Below are 19,696 nucleotides of genomic sequence, written 5' to 3' on the forward strand. Positions count from 1 at the left end.
GGACCCTTGCAGGCCCGCCGATTTTTTTTGATCGCGCAGGGCGATCAGCCCATCAACTTATGTCATCACACATCCAGCTGAGTCACCAGCTTGGTGTTGATGTAGGCCTCAATGGCCTCGGTGCCGCCTTCGGAACCATAGCCGCTGTCCTTGATGCCGCCGAAGGGCAGTTCCGGCAGCGCCAGGCCCAGGTGGTTGATGGTCAGCATGCCGCTTTCCACGCGTGCGGCCAGGGCGTGCTTGGTCTGCGCCGACTTGGCGAAGGCGTAGGCGGCCAGGCCGTAGGGCAGGCGGTTGGCTTCGGTGATCACTTCATCCAGGGTCTCGAAGGAATTGATCAGCGCCAGCGGGCCGAAGGGCTCTTCATTCATCGCGCGGGCCTGCAGCGGCAGATTGGTCAGCACGGTGGGCTGGAAGAAGTAACCCTTGTTACCAATGCGCTTGCCACCGGTGCGCAGTTGCGCGCCCTGCGAGACGGCGTCGTCGATGAGCGCTTCCAGCGCCGGGATACGGCGCTTGTTGGCCACCGGACCCATGGTGATACCGGCTTCCAGGCCATTGCCCACCTTCAGCTGTTCGGCATAGGTGACGAACTTGTCGACGAAGGCATTGAAGACACCCTTCTGCACCAGGAAGCGGGTCGGCGAGACGCACACCTGACCGGCGTTGCGGAACTTGGCCGTGGCCAGCATCTTGGCGGCGACATCCACATCGGCGTCGTCGAACACCATCGCCGGTGCATGGCCGCCCAGTTCCATGGTGGCGCGCTTCATGTGCTGGCCCGCCAGCGCGGCCAGTTGCTTGCCCACCGGGGTGGAGCCGGTGAAGGAAATCTTCTTGATCACCGGATGCGGGATCAGGTATTCCGAAATCTCGGCCGGCACGCCATAGACCAGGTTGATCACACCCGCCGGCACGCCTGCATCGGCATAGGCGCGGATCAGTTCAGCGGGCGAGGCCGGGGTTTCTTCCGGCGCCTTGACGATGATGGAGCAGCCTGCCGCCAGCGCAGCGGAGAGCTTGCGCACCACCTGATTGAGCGGGAAGTTCCAGGGGGTGAAGGCCGCCACCGGGCCGACCGGCTCCTTGATCACCATCTGGTAGGCGCCCGGCACGCGCGCCGGCACCAGGCGGCCATAGGTGCGGCGGGCTTCCTCGGCGAACCAGTCGATGGTGTCGGCCGCGCCCAGGGTTTCCATCTTCGCTTCGGCCAGCGGCTTGCCTTGTTCCATGGTCATCAGGCGCGCCACTTCATCTGCGCGCTCGCGCAGCAGGTCAGCGGCGCGGCGCATGATCTTGGAGCGCTCGAAGGCCGACATCTTGCGCCAGGTCTCGAAACCCTTGCTGGCCGCTTCCAATGCGCGGTCCAGATCGGCACGGTCGGCATGGGCGATCTTGCCGATCACTTCTTCGGTGGCCGGGTTGATCACGTCGATGGTGCGGCCCGAGGCGCTGGCGGTCCATTCGCCATTGATGAAAAGCTGTACGTCCTTATACATGTGCGATCCTTGTTGGTCAGGTTGCGGGGAGGCCGCGCGGCCTTGTCCTGACAGGCAAGGCGGGCGCGGCGGCGGGGGAGTAGCAGGACAGACCGGTGCAAACCGCTCTGGTTCATGCGTGGCGGCATGTCGTCCAAAGACGTCCTTTATACCATGGGCGCGTCTTTTCCGTCGGCTCCCGGCGGCTGGCCATGCCGCTGACAGCGGCGTCCTACAAGGCTGAAGCGGCCACGCAAAGGCGGAACAATCATTCGCAAGCGCGGGTCACATCGCCATAACAATGCGCCAAGCAGAGGCCTCCATGAGCAGCTCTTCCGACGACGTCCGCGACCTTTCTTCCACCGCCTCTACCAAGGGCACAGCCCCCCAGGATGCAGCAGCCCTGGTGGCCGGTACCTTGCTCAGCGCCGGGGTAGGAATATGGCTGGGGCGCAAACGCCGCCAGCGCAAGTCGGCGTGCTTAGTTGTGCCGCCCGCGCAGGTGCGGCCTGCCACACAGACGACCGCCCAGCCGCCTCTGCATTCAGGGCTGGAGCGCGCGCTGCGGCTGGTCACGCTGCTGCTGCCGCTGGTGGCCGCCTGGCGTCGTGGTACGGCGCGCGCCAAGCTTGAGCAGGCCAAGGCCAGGGAGCTCGCCGAGTCTTCTCCCGACGCCCCGGCGCGCATGGACATCGTCAAGGCGAGGCTGGAGCCTGCGCCTTCGGACTATCTGGACCCCGCTGCCGAGGTCAAGATGATCAGTGGGGGCTCGCGCCCCCAGCAGGCCTGGCAGTTGACGATGGCCGCCATCAACGCCTGGCTGGATGACTTCGCTCCCAGCATGGGAGCGGCCATCGCCTACTACACCATCTTTTCCATCGCCCCCATGCTGGTGATCGCCATCGCCGTGGCGGGCATGCTCTTCGGCCACGACGCCGCCCAGGGCGAGATCGTCAACCAGATCCGCGATATCGTCGGCACCGAGGGCGCCTTCGCCATCCAGGGCTTGCTCAAGTCGGTTAGCCAGCCGCGCGAGGGCATGATCGCCGCCGGCATTTCAGTGGTGACCTTGGTCATTGGTGCGACTGCCGTGTTTTCTGAATTGCAGAGCGCGCTGGACCGCATCTGGCGCATTCCTGCGGTCAAGCGCAAGAGTGGCGTGTGGCAGCTGGCGCGCACCCGTCTGCTGTCCTTCGGCCTGATCCTGGGGCTGGGCTTTCTGCTGATCATCTCGCTGGTGGTCAGCGCTGCGCTGGCAGCACTGGGGCGCTGGTGGGGCGGCTGGTTCGAGGGCTGGCAGCTGATGTTGCAACTGCTTAACTTCGTGTTGTCCTTCGTGGTGTTTTCCACGTTATTTTCGATGATCTACAAGTTCATGCCGCGCGTCACCCTGTCCTGGCGCGATGTCTGGATCGGCGCGGTGGCCACGACGGTGCTGTTCATCATCGGCAAGTATCTGATCGGCCTGTATCTCGGCAGCACCGGGATGACTTCCGGTTTCGGTGCAGCCGGGTCGTTCGCGCTGCTGTTGCTGTGGATCTATTATTCGGCGCAGATATTCCTGCTGGGCGCGGAATTCACCTGGATCTACGCCAACAATTTCGGTTCGCGCGCTTTGCGCCAGAAGCTGGTCACTACGGTGGAAGATCATCACGTCAGCGTGCAGCAAGCCCAGCAGGTGGTGCGCGCCAGCGAGGGCCAGCGCTGAGCTTGACGCCACTGTGTGTGTAGTGTGTAGGACGCGCTGTGCCCGTAAATGCGCCAGCGGCCTACAGCCATCCGCCCTGGAAGAATTCACCATGAGCATCCCGGACGCACGCCAGAATGCGCCGCGCCAATTGCCCATCCATGATTCAGCCAGCACGGAGATGCGACATGAAAACCAAGGACATTCCCGAAGACGCCACCTTTGACGAATACAACAACGCCGCCGGTGGCTGGGGTTCGGTCAAGGCGCTGGGGGCTATCTTGCAGCAGGAGCACGTCATCGCCAGCGGCACACGCATCCTGATGCATCAGAACAAGCCCGAGGGCTTTGCCTGTGTCAGCTGTTCCTGGGCCAAGCCGGCCGATCCGCATCTCTTCGAATTCTGCGAGAACGGCACCAAGGCCACCGCGTGGGAAATCACCCGCAAGCGCGCCACGCCCGCCTTCTTTGCGCAGCACACCGTGACCGAGATGGAGTCCTGGAATGACCTCGAACTGGAGTCCAGCGGCCGCGTCACCGAGCCGATGAAGTACGACGCCGCCAGCGACCGCTATCTGCCCGTCAGCTGGAGCGAGGCCTTCGATGATATCGCCGCGCAGCTGCGCGCCATGGATCCGAAAAAGGTGGTGTTCTACGCCTCGGGCCGCGCCTCGCTGGAAACCTCCTACCTCTACCAGCTCATGGCGCGCATGTATGGCACCAACAACCTGCCCGACAGTTCCAACATGTGCCACGAATCCACCTCCGTGGCGCTGCCCCAGACCATCGGCGTGCCGGTGGGCACGGTCACGCTGGACGATTTCGGGCAGACTGACTGCATCCTCTTCTTCGGCCACAACACCGGCACCAATGCGCCGCGCATGCTGCATCCGCTGGAAGAGGTGCGCAAGCGCGGCGTGCCGGTGATCACCTTCAATCCCCTGCGCGAGCGTGGACTGGAGCGCTTCGTCAATCCGCAATCGCCCAAGGAAATGGTCACGCCGGCGCACACCGACATCAGCACCCAGTACCTGCAGATCAAGATCGGCGGCGATAGCGCAGCGGCCATCGGCATGGCCAAGCGCATTCTCGAACGGGATGACAAGGCCCGCCAGGAAGGCTCGCCGCGCCTGCTGGACCTGGCCTTCATCGAAGAACACACCAGCGGCTTCGAGCAGTTCGCCGAGGCCGCGCGCGCGGCGCCCTGGGACGAGCTCGAGCGCCATGCCGGCGTCTCCCGCGCCGAGCTGGAGCTGGCCGCCGATACCTATGCGGGGGCCGAGCGCGCCATGCTGATGTATGGGATGGGCGTGACCCAGCATCGTGAAGCCGTGCGCACCATCCACATGCTGACCAACCTCCTGCTCATGCGTGGCAACATCGGCAAGCCGGGCGCGGGCATCTGCCCGATCCGCGGCCATTCCAACGTGCAGGGGCAGCGCACCGTGGGCATCACCGAAAAGCCTGAGCTGGTGCCCAATGACAAGCTGCGCGGGCTCTATCATTTCGAGCCGCCGATGGAGAAGGGCCTCAATACCGTCGAGGCCTGCGAAAAGATCCGTGATGGCGAGCTGTCGGCCTTCTTCATGCTGGGCGGCAATTTCGTGCGGGCCATTCCCGATCATGGCGTGATGGAACCAGCCTGGCGCAATCTGCCGCTGACGGTGCAGGTGGTGACGCACTTCAACCGCAGCTGCGTGATCCACGGCCAGACCTCCTATGTGCTGCCTTGCCTGGGCCGCATCGAGATCGATCGCCAGCGCGGCGGCGAGCAGGCCGTCTCGGTGGAAGACAGCACCGGCTGCATGCACGGCTCACGCGGACGGGCCGAGCCAGCTTCGCCGCACCTGCTGTCGGAACCGGCCATCGTGGCCGAGCTGGCCAAGCGGCTCTTGCCCTTCAATGCGCAGGTGGACTGGGACGGCTGGGTGGGCGATTACGCCCGCATCCGCGACGCCATTGAGGCTACCTATCCCGACATCTTCCGCGACTTCAATGCACGCATGTGGCATCCAGGCGGCTTCGCCCGGCCCCTGGCGGCGCGCGAGCGACAATGGAAGACGCCGAACGGCCGCGCCAATTTCATGACGCCCGATGGCTTCGATCCTGATCCGGACATGCCCGGTGACGCTCCCGACGTCCTGCGCCTGATGACCACGCGCGGCGACAGCCAGTTCAACACCACCGTCTACAGCCTGGATGACCGCTTCCGTGGCGTCTGGGGAACGCGGCGCGTGTTGTTGATGAACCTGCGCGACCTGCAACAGCACGGGCTGGCGGCGGGCGACTTCGTGTGTGCCGAAACGGTCAGCGACGATGGCGTAGAGCGCCGTGTCCCGCATCTGCGGGTGGAGCCCTTCGATATCCCGGTGGGCTGCGTGATGGGTTACTTCCCCGAACTGAACCGGCTCATTCCCTTGTTCCACCATGCGCGCGGCAGCAAGGTGCCGGCGGCCAAGTCGGTGCCGATCCGCTTGATCCCGGAGTTGCGTGAACCCTCGCTGTCTTGAGGCCTATCCGGAGAGTTTCCACGCAGGGGCGCGGCGCATTTTCCGAAACCGCTTGCTTCACCGATTGGCCAGGATGAAAAAAGCCCCGCCGAAGCGGGGCCAAGAGGGGACCGGGTGAACCCGGTCGTGCAACAACAACGCAAACTCTCTCTGCGATGCATGTAGAGATCAAGATGATCAATATGATCAATACGATCAATACGATCAATACTTCCACATGATCTTTTGCAGTTCCTTGGGATCATTGGTCCTGGTCAGCGCCAGTTCAGCCAGGATGCGCGCTTTCTGGGCATTCTGGTCGTCGGTCACGACCCAGTCGAACTTGTCATCGGGCTGTTCGCCATTGCGGATGACCACGCCGCTGCCGGTGCGCGAGGCGCGGATCACCTGCACGCCCTTGCTGCGCACTTCCTGCAGCACCGGCACGATCTGCTCGGCCACGCTGCCGTTGCCGGTGCCGTCATGGATGATGGCCTTGGCGCCCGCAGCCACGAAGGCGTCATAGGCGGTGCGGCTGACGTTGCCGTAGTTGTAGACGATGTCCACGCGCGGCAGGCTGCTGATCTTGTCGATGTCGAACTCGGTCTGCGTGGTGTGCGGACGTGCCGGCAGGCGGTAGAAGCTCAGCTTGTTTTCCACCACATAGCCCAGCGGGCCATAGGGCGAACGGAAGGTCTCGACCTTGAAGGTATTGCTCTTGGTGACGTCGCGGCCGGAATGGATCTCGTCATTCATCACCACCAGGGTGCCCTTGCCAGCGGCTTCCTTGCTGCCCGCCACCAGCACGGCGTCATACAGGTTCAGCGCGCCATCCGCGCCCAGCGCGGTGCCCGGGCGCATGGAGCCGACCACCACCACCGGCTTGTCGCTCTTCAACACCAGGTTCAGGAAATAGGCCGTCTCTTCGATGGTGTCGGTGCCGTGGGTGATGACGATGCCGTCCACGTCGCTCTGCTTCAACAGTTCGGAGACGCGCTTGCCCAGCTTGATCAGGCGTTCGTCGTTGAAGCTTTCGCTGCCGATCTGGAAGATCTGTTCGCCGCGCACGTTGGCGATCTTGCTGATCTCGGGCACGGCCGCGATGATCTTGTCCACCAGCACCACGGCCGATTGATAGGCGGCGGTATTGACGCTGGATGCACCGGCGCCAGCGATGGTGCCGCCGGTGCCGATGACGACGACGTTGGGCTTCTTGTCCTGTGCTTGCGCCGAGAAGGCGCAGGCCAGCGAGAGGATCATCACAGCGCCGATTTTCTTGAATTGTGCCTGCTGCATTTTTATAAGTCTCCTGGTGTGCTATGGATGGCCGCTACGCGCATCGCGCTCGTTGTTATGGTCGTCTTTCCCGAGCGGATCGGGCGGAGTGATTCGTGCGGATGGCATCGAACGAAGGCGATCATACGAAAGCGCGACAGCGCTGTCTCATGCTTTTAAAACATGAATGGATGCATCTCCTGCATGAGCTGGCGTAGGGGCTACGGGCCGCTGTGGTGGAGGGGATAGAGTCAGGTCATACGTGACAACGTCATGGGCAAGCGACGTAAAAAAAGCCGCATGCGCGGCCCCGTCCAGCATGCCCGGCAAGCGGGACTAGAAGAATTCCACCGTGTCGTTGGTGGCGATACCCGAGCGCAGCACGCCCGAGTTGACCAGTTCCTGGTAGTAGCAGATGCGGTTGCGACCGGTCTTCTTGGCGTGGTACAGCGCCTGGTCGGCATGACCCAGGATCACCACCGGCGTTTCGCGGGCGATGCCCACGAAGCCCAGGCTCACCGTCACTTTGCCGACCTGCGGGAAATCGTATTCCTGCACGTTCTGGCGGAAACGGTCGAAGATCTTGCGGGCGTCCGAGAGCGTGGTCGAGCGCAGCAGGATCACGAATTCCTCGCCGCCGAAACGGAAGATGCGGTCATGGCTGCGGAAAGAGGCGCGCAGGATGTTGGCCACCAGGATCAGCACTTCATCGCCATAGAGATGGCCGTAGCGATCGTTGACCTGCTTGAAGTGGTCGATGTCCACCACCGCCAGCCAGTGACCCTTGGGCTCGTCGTCCTGGGCTTCGGCGCTGTCGTGGCGGCGCTCGTCCTGCTCCATCGAATGCGCTTCGTGCGGGGCAATGGCAAAGGCGTAGCGGGTGAACTGTTCGTCGAAGGTCTTGCGGTTGAACAGGCCCGTGAGCGCATCGCGCTCACTGTAGTCCAGCAGGCTCTGGTAATTGCAGAAGACGTGGAAGATGCCATGGATCACATCCATCATCTGCGGCGCGAACGGCTGCTGGCTGCGGATCTCCAGGCAGGAGTTCATCTTGCCATGCAGCCAGACCGGCAGCCACAGTACATGCAGGCCGTCCGGCGTGGCTTCCAGGTATTCGTTGAGATGGTTGCGGATGCAGGCCATCATGGCCGGGTAGGCGCTCAGCAATTCCTTGGGATCATCAACGGTATGCTCGTCGATGGTATGCAGGGTGCCGTCGCGGATGACCATCTTCTCCTGCACGTAATGCTCGTCGCGCATGGTGAAGATATCCAGCATGCGAATGGTCTTCACGTCAGTGAGCTGGTACAGCGCAGAGACGACCGAGATGGCCAGGCGGGAATGTTCCCGGTGGGCCGTGATCTCTACCAGATGCTTGAGCAGCGGTTCTTTCATCTCGTCGTCGATGTCCTGCATGAGCCCATTGTTGTATGTATGGTCGGTACTCGTCTTGCGTACTTCGCCATTGAGACAATGTCGGAACCAATGCAAGAATCACGCCATGGTCCGGGCAGCGAAGCACAAGGATTTTACACGCTGGCATATGCTAGGAAGAAGCAGTTTCTGCAAACAGGTGCCGAAAAAATCACTTTGGTTTCCATGTGGAAATATTTAGTTAACGTGATTTTCGATTACGTGCGTATTTGCTGGTGTCGTGACTGTCCGTTTGCACCCGGAATTTCGCCATGGGCTGCATCGCCGCGCCTGTATTGGCTTTGACGCAGCTTGCCTGCTATCAGAATGGCGCTTTCCATTCTCATGGGCTGCGTAATGGGTGTGGATGGCCCGTTGCGAATACTTATAAAAAAATCGCCGGCTTGCACCGGCGATTTGATTTATATCATTTCCACTATTTGCGGCGATTTGCCGCTATCTGATCATTGCGTGACGAGCCGCAGCGGATCGTCACGCGCGCCTTCATGCGTAGATGATCAGCAGGGCCACGGCGATGATGAGGCCGAACTTGGTGAGCTTGTAGACGGTCTTGTTCCAGTTCTTGAAGCGGCGGCGATATTGCCCAGCCAGCCAGACGAAGCGGAACAGCTTGTTGACGCGGCCGGTCTGGTCGCCGGTTTCGTTGGGCGAGGCGGCAGCGGTCATCATGGTGCGGCCCAGGAAGCCATTGATCGCTTCGGCCCAGCGGTAGCGCAGCGGACGCTCGACGTCGCAGAAGAGGATGATGCGGTTGCTCTCGGCGCCGTTCTGCGCCCAGTGGATGAAGGTCTCGTCGAATACCACGCTCTGGCCATCGCGCCAGCTGTAGCGCTGGCCATCGACTTCGATGAAGCAGCGATCGTCATTGGGGGTGACCAGGCCCAGGTGGTAACGCAGTGAGCCGGCGAAGGGGTCGCGGTGCGGATTGAGGGTGCCGCCGGGGGCCAGTTCGGCGAACATGGCCGCCTTCACGCAGGGAATGCCCTTGAGGATTTCCACCGTCTTGGGGCAGAACTTCTCGGCCGAGGGATGGCTGGCGTTGTACCACTTCAGGTAGAAGCGTTTCCAGCCGGCCTTGAAGAAGGAGTTGAAGCCAGCGTCGTCATTCTTTTCCGCCGCCTTGATCTTGGCCATTTCGCGCAGGGCCACGGCTTCGTCGCGGATGACTTCCCAGTTCTGGTCGATGATGGCCAGGTCCTTGAATTCCTTCACGGCAGGATAGGGGACCGCTGGCACGCGGGAAAACGCGTACATGAACAGGTTGATGGGCGACATGATCGACGAGTGGTCGAAGAACTGGCGCAGGAAGGGCAGCCTGACGCGTCCACGGAAGTGGATGAACAGGATGGAAAACAGATAGATGGAAACGATCGCCCACTTCATTGCATGGTCCTCTTGATGTTGCCAGCTCTTCCAGGTGAAGGAAAAGCACGGGCGGATATCCGCCCAGATGGAGTCGATTGGGGAAAGATCAACGGCAAAGGCAGCCGCAAGGCGCAAGATGCAGGCTGTTGAGTCCTATTCCCGGGGGCTGCGGGAACCGGCCGTACCGGCGTTCGCGCAGAGCAAGCGGGGATTCTACACCAAGGGGATGTGAGCATTTGTAAGCTACCGGATGGCTTCTATATGAATGAAGATACATATTCATCCTGCCCTGACCCATATCAAACGCCCAATCGGGATAGGGGCAGCCAGAACCTGGCCGATCCCCTCCCACACCACCCGGCGTGCGGGTCCGCACCGGGCGGTTCGAGTCGTTGAGGTCAACAGAGCCGAGGCACCCCGAGCCGGTCGAAGTAAGCGATGGGCATGGCTCGGTTCAGTCGATGGTAGCTGTTGCGCCACCATCGACAGCTATTGGCCGCCACCTTGGCGGCGTCCGCCTCCGAGGCGCCCAGCGCCCGCAATTTCCGGTATATCGTAGGCCCTCGACGCCAGTGCTTGAGTTGCAAGGCGCGTAGCCGGTGCCTGATCCACTCGTCGAGTTCACGGAACACCCGTGGCGTCTGCGCCAGCTGGAAGTATGCCTTCCAACCCGGCATATAGGTCCGCAGCCGTTCCGCTACCTCCGACAGGCTGCGCCCGCACGTGCGACGCGTCAACTCCCGGATACGCTGTTTGAAGGTCTTCATCGCCTTGCCCGCCACCGCGCATTTGATCTGTCCGTCCCGGCCTTGCCATAGGGCATATCCCAGGAACTTGCGGCCAGTCGCACGCGCCACCGCTGTCTTGGCTTCGTTGACCTTCAGGTGGAGTCGCCCATAGAGCTTGCGCAGGCCTTCCAGCACCCGTACACCCGCGCTCAAACTGCGTACATACACGTTGCAGTCGTCGGCATAGCGCACGAAGCGGTGTCCCCGTCTCTCCAATGCTCGATCCACCTCATCCAGCACCACATTGGCCAGCAGCGGCGACAGCGGCCCGCCTTGCGGCGTACCTTCGTAGCGTTCGCTGACCACCCCGCCATCCATGATCCCAGCCTCCAGGTAGCGACGTACCAGCCGCAGTACGGCCTTGTCCGCAATCCACCTCGATAGCCTTTCCATCAGTATGTCGTGGTTGACCCGATCAAAGAATTTCTCCAGATCCACATCGACCACCACCCGGTAGCCAGCCTGCACATGCTGCTGTGCCTTCAGCACCGCATCCCGTGCCCGCCGTCCCGGACGAAAGCCGTAACTGTGTTCCGAGAAGCTCGGATCAATCATGGGCTGCAATACTTGCAACAGAGCTTGTTGGATCAGCCTGTCCCTGACCGCCGGGATCCCCAATTCACGCAGGCCACCTTCAGGTTTCGGGATTTGGACTCGTCTGACCGGCTCCGGCCGGTAACTGCCATCCAGCAACGCTTCCCGTATCCTAGGCCATTGCGTTTTGAGGTCTTGCGCCGTCTCAGTGATCGACTTCCCATCCACCCCGGCACTGCCGCCATTGGCTTTGACGCGCTTCCACGCCTTCACCAGATTGGCTCTGGCGAGCACCTGCTCCAGCAGGCCTGCTCGCCCCGGACCTCCGGTGTCTTGATGCGCCGTCTGTGCTTCATCACGCAACCCTTCGGGCGTGGCTTCACCTCGCCTTACCGCGTCGCGCCCTGCTTGCGCAGGCTTCTGATGCAATGCACCTCCGAGCAACATGGCCTTCGGTCCTCCTACTCGTTCGGCCCTTCACCCCCAAATGGCGGCTACTATGGCCTCTGCTGACTCCTCGCTCCGGTTTCACACCGTCGCCCTTTCAGGCGTGAGGCGAGGTCTCCCCAGGTAAGAACGCACTCCTTCATCGCACAACCGCCGCATTTACGCCGCTTCGCCTTGGTCACAAGAGCTTCGCGGTTCTTTGCCCGCTCGCCCTGCTCGGCAGCGCCTTCTATGCGATTCTTGTTCATCGGCTCGCGATTTACGCTCCACGCTTCCTTCCCACACTTGGTCGCCCTCATGCAGTTGCGCTTCACTTCATTCACTGTGACCAGCTCATGGCGGGACTTGCACCCGCAGGAGTGCGCCCATGCTGGGCGCACAAAGAAAACGGACCGGGAAATCCCGGTCCGTCGGTGTTGCGGCAAGGTGCGGCAATAGGGTGATCAGGCCGCCTGGGTCACGACCTGGCGCGCCCGGTTCCAGCGCGGCAGGCCGGTGAAGGCGAAGTCGATCTCCGGCACGTGGCCGGCGACGATCTCGGCAATGGCGCGGCCCGAGCCGCAACCCATGGTCCAGCCCAGGGTGCCGTGGCCGGTATTGAGGTACAGATTAGCGAACTTGGTCTTGCCCACGTAGGGAACGTTGGACGGGGTCAGCGGACGCAGGCCGGTCCAGTAGGTCGGGTTCTCGTAGTCGCAGCCATCTGGGAACAGTTCACGGGTGCGGCGGGTGATGGCTTCGCAGCGGGTGGTGTTCAGTTCGCGGGTGTAGCCGTTCAGTTCGCAGGTGCCGGCCACGCGCAGGCGGTCGCCCAGGCGCGAGACCACCAGCTTGTAGCCGTCGTCGGTGAGCGAGACGGTGGGAGCGGCGTCCGGATTGGTGATCTGGTAGGTGGCCGAATAGCCCTTGCCAGGGTAGAGCAGCAGGTCGATGCCCAGCGGCTTGACCAGTTGCTGCGAGAAGCTGCCCATGGCAACCACGAAGGTATCGGCCTTCAGGACTTCATGGCGGCCGTCCGGGTTGATGACTTCCACGCCGGTCACGCGGGCGGAGGCGCCGGCGCCTTCGGTGATCAAGCGGGTGATGCTGGTGGAGTAGCGGAATTCGACGCCGGCTTCTTCGCTCTTCTTGGCCAGGCCCGTGGTGAGCTTGAAGACATCGCCCGATTCATCGGTGGCGGTGAAGTCGCCGCCGACGATCTTGTTGCGGATCGACGCCAGCGCCGGTTCGATGCGCACGACTTCATCGGCGCCGATGGATTCACGTGGGCAGCCCAGGTCGCGCATGAGCTTGGCGGCGGGCAGGGAATCCTGGAATTCCTTTTCTTCGGTATAGAAGTGCAGGATGCCGCGGGTCAGGTGGTCGTACTGGATGCCGGTCTCGGCGCGCACGGCTTGCAGGGTCTGGCGGCTGTATTCGCACAGGGCGACGATGTTGCGGATGTTCTCGTCGGTGCGGGCGGCGGTGCATTCACGCAGGAAGGCCACGGCCCACTTCCATTGCAGCCATTCGGGACGGAAGCGATACAGCAGCGGAGCGTCTTCCTTGCCCAGCCACTTCAGGACCTTCATGGGCGCTGCCGGGTTGGCCCAGGGTTCGGCGTGCGACACCGAGATCTGGCAGCCGTTGGCGAAGCTGGTTTCCTGTGCCGCGCCGGGCTGGCGGTCGATGACGGTGACGTCGTAGCCCTGCTTCTTCAGGAACCAGGCCGAAGCGGTTCCGATAATGCCTGCGCCCAATACGATCACTTTCATCTCACTCTCCCGGTTTTGCATGAACCTGCTGGTGTTTTTCGGATGTTCGCATGGCCTTGGAGGAATGCGAACGATGCATGCATTGTAAGAAAAGCGGGATTGCCAATGTGATCAATACTGGCTTGTTTTTTTATTCGATGAAAAGCGATCTGTCGATTTTTATTCAAAAAGAAAAGAAAACCAGCCTCATATTTAGTTTTTTGTGGATGCGAAGCGCGCCATCTCTTCGGCGACGGCGCGGGTGACGGTTTCAGCCAGGGCTTCATGCAGGCTGTCCCTGATGCGCTGCGTCAGCACCGTGGAGAGATTGTCCAGCACCAGCGCCATCTGGTCCTGCAGCTGTTGCTGCAGGACGGTATCGACCTGTTCAAGCAGGCTTTGCAGGACGTTTTCGCGGATTTCCTGTTCCCATTGGCGGTATTGCTCCGCCGCAGGCGTCACCGGCAGCAGCGCGACGATGGGCGCGCCGGGTGGAGTGGCCTGGTAGCTGGTGGCCGTCGGCTGGGTGTGGAAGGCGCCGGGACGGGCCGGGGGCGCGTAGTCGGGCGCGCGCGCCGGGGCGTGTGCAGGCGCGGCCGGGGCCAGCGGGATGACCTCGGTCAGGAGGGGGATGCTGTTGTCGTCTTGATTCATGGCAATGCGTGGCAGGCGGGCTCAGGTCGCTCAGGCGGCCACATGGTGCGTCAGCGGATAGCCGCGTTCCTTGTAGAAACGATAGCGGTCACGGCCTGCGGCCTTGTCGGTATCGTCGGCGGAGATGATTTCCAGCATGCGCTCGAAGCGGGCAAAATGGGCCGGAGTGTCCGTCCCCAGGTTGATCAGCAGCTGGTGATGCGGCAATTCGGCAGCGTCGTCGCTGGTGAGGATGATGGCGGTCTGGGCGGCCAGCGGGTCCTTGGCCATGACGTGGGGCAGGAAGTCCTGCTCGGAAAAGCTCCAGAGTGCCTGGTCCAGCTGCTGCAACTGGGCGGGATCGGGGCTGCGCACGACGATATTGACGCCGGTGGCGCGCGCCTTGCGCACCAGGCGGCAGACGTAGGTGATCTTTTGCGGGACGTTGCTGTGAAAGTCGATTCGGGTCATGCCGCCAGTATAGTGGCTGGCGCTGCCGCATGCCATCTGCGGGCGACAAACAAAAGCTTGGTGCTGCATTGACAAAGATGCAACATCTCTCTCTCACATTTCAAGAACTTTTCTTCACTGCAGCGGTCTTTCGCAGATCGCGGGCCCGCCAAGAATGCGATGCATACGACTACAAGGAAAATGCCGGCCAATGTCGCCTGACAGGGCCGCAGTGAACTGCGATCTCATCATGCGCCCTCGGTTCGGGAGCGCGCACATCATATAAAAGGCGTCTCACATGGGTGACCTGGTCAAGACGGTAGCACCAACCAACACGACGGAGAAATCCTGCACGGAAGTCGCATGCGATTGCAATGATATGTGGTCCATCGTGCAACAATTCAGCACCATCCGCTTGTGCGAACAGAAGGGGAAGGGGAGCGGAAAAATCTTGCAGGCCTACAGCACGCGGGCCAAGCGGATCGCAGCGACCTATGCGCGGTTTTATCTGGAAACCGAAGATGGCGGCAATCCCGACTTCAAAGGCCGTCACTATTGGATGGCATTGGGTGCGTTCGCCAGCAAGACCGTGGCCTGTTCGCTGGACATGCTGCGGGTAGAGACGCTGCAAACGGTCTTTCAGGGCCTGGGCAAGGATAATCTCTGGCTGTTTTATGACATCAGTGGTTGGCACTATTACTACAATAAATACCGGCAGAGCTTCGATTTGTGCGTCAATCAACGCAACGCGGCGAAGTATTTGAAGCCGGTGCAGGAGCAGATGAATTTCTACCCGTGGAAAGATGAAGCGCTTCCCAAGATCAATAACATGAGCGATTGCACCTACATCAAGGTCGCATTCCAGAAGACGAGTGAGTTCGAGGGCCAGAAGAATGTCTCCAAACGGCCGCCAATTCAGATGGCCAATTTGCAGGCCATTGCCGACCATGAGCAGGGCGTGATCCTGCAGCCGCTGATTTACGCGGATCCCGATTTCGCCAAGTGGGTTCGACGTCAGCGTTGCATGCTCATTCAGTGGGCCAGTCCTGATCTGCAACTGGTTTTCAACCATGCTTGCGATACCAAGGATGCCTTGCTCAAATCGGTCGCGCCTGACGACACTGTCCTGGAAAACTTGAAGAGCCGGATGTTCTGGATTTCTGCCGCAGCAAGCAAGTTTCACCATCTCATGCAAACGCAGACCGCTTATATGGAAAAGGAGCTGCATACCATTGCGGGTTGGGTCAACTTGTCCGATGACGGACTAGAACTCGATCCTGCCTATATGCAGCCTTTCTGATAAATGAAATCAATCTTCGTCCGCGCGGCTTTCACCGTCTTGCTTTCGGCTTGCAGCCCCTCTCATCAGGAACACGCTCCCATGTCTTCTCTTGTCGTTTCCATCAATGCCTCTCCCGAAAAACTGCTACGTGAGCACGGTGATCAGATCAAGGTCGTCAAGCAGGGGCCGGGCGTCAATTTCTACACCGCACAATGGGCGCAGCAGTCGCCTGGATCCGTGACGATTCAGCCCGGGAAATTCCAGTTCACCATCCCCTATGTCCTGGGCCTGCAAGGTGTGGAGGAAACCGGCGCGCCGGCTGAGGGGCTGGTGCAATACGAGATATTCGCTGGTATCACCGGCCCTGACCTGATCGGTCATGATGAGGCGCGCCAGAAGTTCTTCGCGCTTTTGCAAGGTATTCGCAAGGCTGGCTGGACTCCCTTCATCGATCGTGATGATCCGCGCATACGGGGCAGGCAGCGGCTCGAATACGTGCTCAAGAGCTCCTCGGCCAGCAGCCTCGACCCGGACTACGAGCCCACCCTGGCGGAGTGGATGCAACTGGAAGACCTTTCCAGATGGACCTTTTATGCTGATCACGCCTACCTCTCGGTCGCCTTCAAGAGGGAAGCCAGCCTGCGCGATCCTGACAAGCCGGGCGCTTATCTGCTGACCTATACCTTGATGAGTGAAAACCAGCATTTCCGCACCTACGTGGCTCCCAAGGACCGGGATCGCTGGAAAGAGCTGCTTCCCGCCACTCTCAAGGAGTTGCAGGCGCAACGGCAGCAGGCGGAAAAGGAGTGGCGCTTGAAGGGGGCGAGCATCGATGAAGGATATGTGGATCCGCCCGCGCCCCAGCGCTAGGCCTGCTCCAGGCGCGCAATCTGCTGCTCATTGAGCGCCTGGATGAAAAAAAGGCCCGCACGCAGGCGGGCCATCCTTAGCGGTTAGCGGACAAGCTGGCCAGAGGCTTAAGCCGCCATGCCGCTATGCCGCAACAGCGCATCGATGCTGGGTTCGCGGCCACGGAAGGCCTTGAAGGACTCGATGGCCGGACGGGAGCCGCCCACGGCCAGGATTTCCTGCTGGAAGCGGCGGCCGGTTTCCAGCGAGATCACGTTGCCGCTGCCGGCAGCCGCCTCTTCGAAGGCGCTGTAGGCGTCAGCTGACAGCACTTCGGCCCACTTGTAGCTGTAATAACCGGCCGCGTAACCGCCCGCGAAGATGTGCGAGAACGAATGCTGGAAGCGGTTGAATTCGGGCGGACGGATCACGGCGACGCGGTCGCGCACGCTGTCGAGCAGTTGCTGCACGGTCTGGTTGCCACCCACTTCATACTCGTGGTGGATCAGCATGTCGAACAGCGAGAACTCCACCTGGCGCAGCATCTGCAGGCCGGACTGGAAGTTCTTGGCGGCGATCATCTTGTCATACAGCGCACGCGGCAGCGGCTCGCCGGTGTCGGCATGTGAGGTCAACTGCTGCAGTACATCCCATTCCCAGCAGAAGTTTTCCATGAACTGCGAGGGCAGTTCCACCGCATCCCATTCCACGCCGGAAATGCCGGACACGCCCACTTCATCCACTTGCGTGAGCATGTGGTGCAGGCCATGGCCGAATTCGTGGAAGAGCGTGATGACTTCGTCATGGGTGAACAGGGCCGGCTTGGTCACGCCATCGACCACGGCGGGTTCGGTGAAGTTGCAGACCAGGTAGGCGATCGGGGTTTGCACGCCTTGCGCGGTCAGGCGGCGGGCGCGGGCGTCATCCATCCAGGCGCCGCCACGCTTGCCGGAGCGGGCATACAGGTCCAGATAGAACTGGCCCACCAGCTGGCCCTCGCGTTCGATGCGGAAGAACTTCACATCCTTGTGCCAGACCGGGGCGCTATCGGGCTTGATCTGTACGCCGAACAGTTGCTGCGCCACCTGGAACAGGCCGCCGACCACCTTGGGCTCGGGGAAATATTGCTTCACTTCCTGTTCCGAGAAGGCGTAGCGTTGCTCGCGCAGCTTTTCGGAGGCGTAGGTGCTGTCCCAGGCCTTGAGCTCATCCAGGCCCAGCTTTTCGCGGGCGAAGGTCTTCAGTTCTTCATAATCCTTCTGGCCGAAGGGGCGGGCGCGCTGGCCCAAGTCTTCCAGGAAGGCGATCACTTCGCTGGGCGACTTGGCCATCTTGGCCACCAGCGAGACTTCGGCGAAGTTGGCATAGCCCAGCAGTTGCGCTTCTTCCTTGCGCAGTTGCAGGATCTGGTCGATGTTGCCGCTGTTGTCCCATTCGGGCTTGACGCCCAGCTCGGAGGCCTTGGTGGCGTTGGCGCGGTAGATCTTTTCGCGCAGCGCGCGATTATCTGCATATTGCAGAACGGGGAAGTAAGAGGGGAAGTGCAGCGTGAACTTGTAGCCGGGCTTGCCATCCTTCTCGGCGGCGGCGCGTGCCGCTTGCTTCACATCGGCCGGCAGGCCCGACAGTTCGGCCTCGTCTTCGACGAAGAGGGCGAAGTCATTGGTGGCGTCCAGCACGTTCTCGGAGAAGCGGGTGGTCAGCATGGCCTGCTTTTCCTGGATCTCGGCGAAGCGTTCCTTCTGGTCCTCGGCCAGTTCGGCGCCGGACAGGCGGAAGTCGCGCACGGCATTGTCCACCACCTTGCGGCGCGCCGCCGACAGGGAAGCGAAGGCCGGGCTGGCCTGCAGCGCCTTGTACTTCTCGAACAGCGCCAGGTTCTGGCCCAGCGAGGTCCAGAATTCCACCAGGCGCGGCTGGTTCTCGTTGTAGGTGGCGCGCAGGGCCGGGGTGTCCATGACCGAGTTCAGGTGGCCGACCACGCTCCAGGCGCGGCCCAGCTTTTCGGTGGCTGACTCCAGCGGTTCGACGAAATTGTCCCAGGTGACTTCGGCCATCGGCGCTTCCAGTTCGGTCACCAGGCGGCTGGCGTCGGCCAGCAGCTTGTCCAGCGCCGGGGTGACGTGCTCGGGCTGGATGGCGTCGAACTGGGCGTAGCCCGAGAAATCGAGCAGGGGATTGGCGGCGATGTCGGTGGTGGTCATGGGCTCTCGTTTCTCTGAAAACATCCGGCAGCCAGGCTGCCGGAGGGTATTGCGCTAAGTGAAGGCCGATCAGCTGCGTTCGGCGGCTTCGATGGTATTGACCAGCAGCATGGTGATGGTCATCGGACCCACGCCACCCGGCACCGGGGTGATCCAGCCGGCGACTTCCTTCGCATTGGCGAAATCGACGTCGCCGCACAGCTTGCCGTTGTCATCGCGGTTCATGCCGACGTCGATGACGACGGCGCCAGGCTTGACCATGTCGGCGGTGACGATGTTGCGCTTGCCGGTGGCCACCACCAGGATGTCGGCCTGGCGGGTGTGATGGCCGAGGTCACGGGTCTTGGAGTTACAGATAGTGACGGTGGCGCCGGCTTGCAAGAGCAACATCGCCTGCGGCTTGCCGACGATGTTCGACGCTCCCACCACCACCGCATTGGCGCCGCGCACCGGGTAGTCGATGGATTCCAGCATCTTCATGACGCCATAAGGGGTGCAGGGGCGGAACAGCGGCTGGCCGGTCATCAGCAGGCCGGCGTTGCTGACGTGGAAACCGTCCACGTCCTTTTCCGGGGCGATGGCTTCGATCACCTTGTGGGCGTCGATATGGGCCGGCAGCGGCAGCTGCACGAGGATGCCGTTGATCTTGGGATCCTGGTTGAGGGCGTCGATGCGGGCCAGCAGCTCGGCTTCCGTCAGCGAGGCTTCATACTTTTCCAGGACGGAATGCAGGCCATTGTCCTGGCAGGCCTTGACCTTGTTGCGCACATAGACCTGGGAAGCCGGGCTGTCGCCCACCAGGATCACGGCCAGGCCAGGTTGCTTGCCCTGGGCGGTGAGGGCGGCGGCGCGCTTGGCGACTTCGGCACGCAGTTGTTGGGAGAGCAGGTTTCCGTCGATCAGTTGAGCAGGCATGGCAGATAAGCTAAGGCAGGAATAGAAAGGAGGCTCCCGGCGGGCCGGGGCGGCTGGGGCGCGAAGCGCCGGAACCCGTGATTATAAAGCCAGCCGGCAGGAGCGACGAAATGCGCACTCCGGTATTGGCGTT

At 61.8% G+C, this 19,696-nt stretch carries 14 protein-coding genes; 4 read left to right on the top strand and 10 right to left on the bottom strand.

Annotation, left to right across the window (positions count from 1 at the left end; translation table 11 throughout):
- Positions 1 to 65 precede the first annotated feature (65 nt).
- Positions 66 to 1,499, bottom strand: a complete 1,434-nt coding sequence (locus tag BGK68_RS13535; protein ID WP_075257532.1) for an NAD-dependent succinate-semialdehyde dehydrogenase — start codon at positions 1,497 to 1,499, stop codon at positions 66 to 68.
- A gap of 301 nt (positions 1,500 to 1,800) precedes the next feature.
- Between BGK68_RS13535 and BGK68_RS13540 the strand changes: the two genes are divergently transcribed.
- Positions 1,801 to 3,186 carry a YihY/virulence factor BrkB family protein gene (locus tag BGK68_RS13540; protein ID WP_233149312.1) on the top strand — a complete coding sequence of 462 codons (1,386 nt, stop codon included), beginning with the start codon at positions 1,801 to 1,803 and terminating at the stop codon, positions 3,184 to 3,186.
- A 167-nt stretch (positions 3,187 to 3,353) separates the two neighbouring features.
- Positions 3,354 to 5,675, top strand: a complete 2,322-nt coding sequence (locus BGK68_RS13545; RefSeq protein WP_075257533.1) for an FdhF/YdeP family oxidoreductase — start codon at positions 3,354 to 3,356, stop codon at positions 5,673 to 5,675.
- Positions 5,676 to 5,879: 204 nt separating this feature from the next.
- Here the strand turns inward: BGK68_RS13545 and BGK68_RS13550 are convergent, their stop codons facing one another.
- The 7 genes from BGK68_RS13550 to BGK68_RS13585 form a co-directional block, all read right to left on the bottom strand.
- Positions 5,880 to 6,950 (bottom strand): asparaginase, encoded by a 1,071-nt coding sequence (locus BGK68_RS13550; protein ID WP_075257534.1) that lies wholly within the window; start codon positions 6,948 to 6,950, stop codon positions 5,880 to 5,882.
- A 315-nt stretch (positions 6,951 to 7,265) separates the two neighbouring features.
- Positions 7,266 to 8,345, bottom strand: a complete 1,080-nt coding sequence (locus tag BGK68_RS13555) for a GGDEF domain-containing protein (protein WP_198937203.1) — start codon at positions 8,343 to 8,345, stop codon at positions 7,266 to 7,268.
- 501 nt (positions 8,346 to 8,846) lie between these two features.
- The gene (gene lpxO / locus BGK68_RS13560; RefSeq protein WP_013233465.1) at positions 8,847 to 9,746 is read right to left on the bottom strand and encodes a lipid A hydroxylase LpxO; all 900 of its coding nucleotides are present in this window, start codon (positions 9,744 to 9,746) and stop codon (positions 8,847 to 8,849) included.
- Between the two features lie 380 nt (positions 9,747 to 10,126).
- Positions 10,127 to 11,497 (bottom strand): group II intron reverse transcriptase/maturase, encoded by a 1,371-nt coding sequence (gene ltrA, locus BGK68_RS13565; RefSeq protein ID WP_075257535.1) that lies wholly within the window; start codon positions 11,495 to 11,497, stop codon positions 10,127 to 10,129.
- Positions 11,498 to 11,940: 443 nt separating this feature from the next.
- The gene (locus tag BGK68_RS13575; protein WP_075257536.1) at positions 11,941 to 13,251 is read right to left on the bottom strand and encodes a D-amino acid dehydrogenase; all 1,311 of its coding nucleotides are present in this window, start codon (positions 13,249 to 13,251) and stop codon (positions 11,941 to 11,943) included.
- Positions 13,252 to 13,443: 192 nt separating this feature from the next.
- Complete coding sequence (locus BGK68_RS13580; RefSeq protein WP_075257537.1) at positions 13,444 to 13,884, bottom strand: hypothetical protein; 441 nt, start codon at positions 13,882 to 13,884, stop codon at positions 13,444 to 13,446.
- Between the two features lie 30 nt (positions 13,885 to 13,914).
- Positions 13,915 to 14,334, bottom strand: a complete 420-nt coding sequence (locus tag BGK68_RS13585) for a DNA polymerase III subunit chi (protein ID WP_075259826.1) — start codon at positions 14,332 to 14,334, stop codon at positions 13,915 to 13,917.
- Positions 14,335 to 14,611: 277 nt separating this feature from the next.
- On the opposite strand from BGK68_RS13585, the gene BGK68_RS13590 reads away from it, so the two are divergent.
- Entirely contained in the window at positions 14,612 to 15,613 is a 1,002-nt protein-coding gene (locus tag BGK68_RS13590) for a DUF2515 family protein (RefSeq protein ID WP_075257538.1), read from the top strand.
- An 81-nt stretch (positions 15,614 to 15,694) separates the two neighbouring features.
- The gene (locus tag BGK68_RS13595; RefSeq protein ID WP_233149313.1) at positions 15,695 to 16,465 is read left to right on the top strand and encodes a hypothetical protein; all 771 of its coding nucleotides are present in this window, start codon (positions 15,695 to 15,697) and stop codon (positions 16,463 to 16,465) included.
- 107 nt (positions 16,466 to 16,572) lie between these two features.
- On the opposite strand, the gene BGK68_RS13600 is transcribed toward BGK68_RS13595, so the two are convergent.
- Both BGK68_RS13600 and folD read right to left on the bottom strand, forming a co-directional pair.
- Positions 16,573 to 18,648 (bottom strand): M3 family metallopeptidase, encoded by a 2,076-nt coding sequence (locus tag BGK68_RS13600; RefSeq protein WP_075257540.1) that lies wholly within the window; start codon positions 18,646 to 18,648, stop codon positions 16,573 to 16,575.
- A gap of 69 nt (positions 18,649 to 18,717) precedes the next feature.
- Entirely contained in the window at positions 18,718 to 19,563 is an 846-nt protein-coding gene (gene folD / locus BGK68_RS13605) for a bifunctional methylenetetrahydrofolate dehydrogenase/methenyltetrahydrofolate cyclohydrolase FolD (RefSeq protein ID WP_075257541.1), read from the bottom strand.
- Positions 19,564 to 19,696: the final 133 nt, after the last annotated feature.

Origin of the sequence: Herbaspirillum camelliae, assembly GCF_001929405.1 — a bacterium.
Taxonomy (GTDB): Bacteria; Pseudomonadota; Gammaproteobacteria; order Burkholderiales; family Burkholderiaceae_D; genus Herbaspirillum; species Herbaspirillum seropedicae.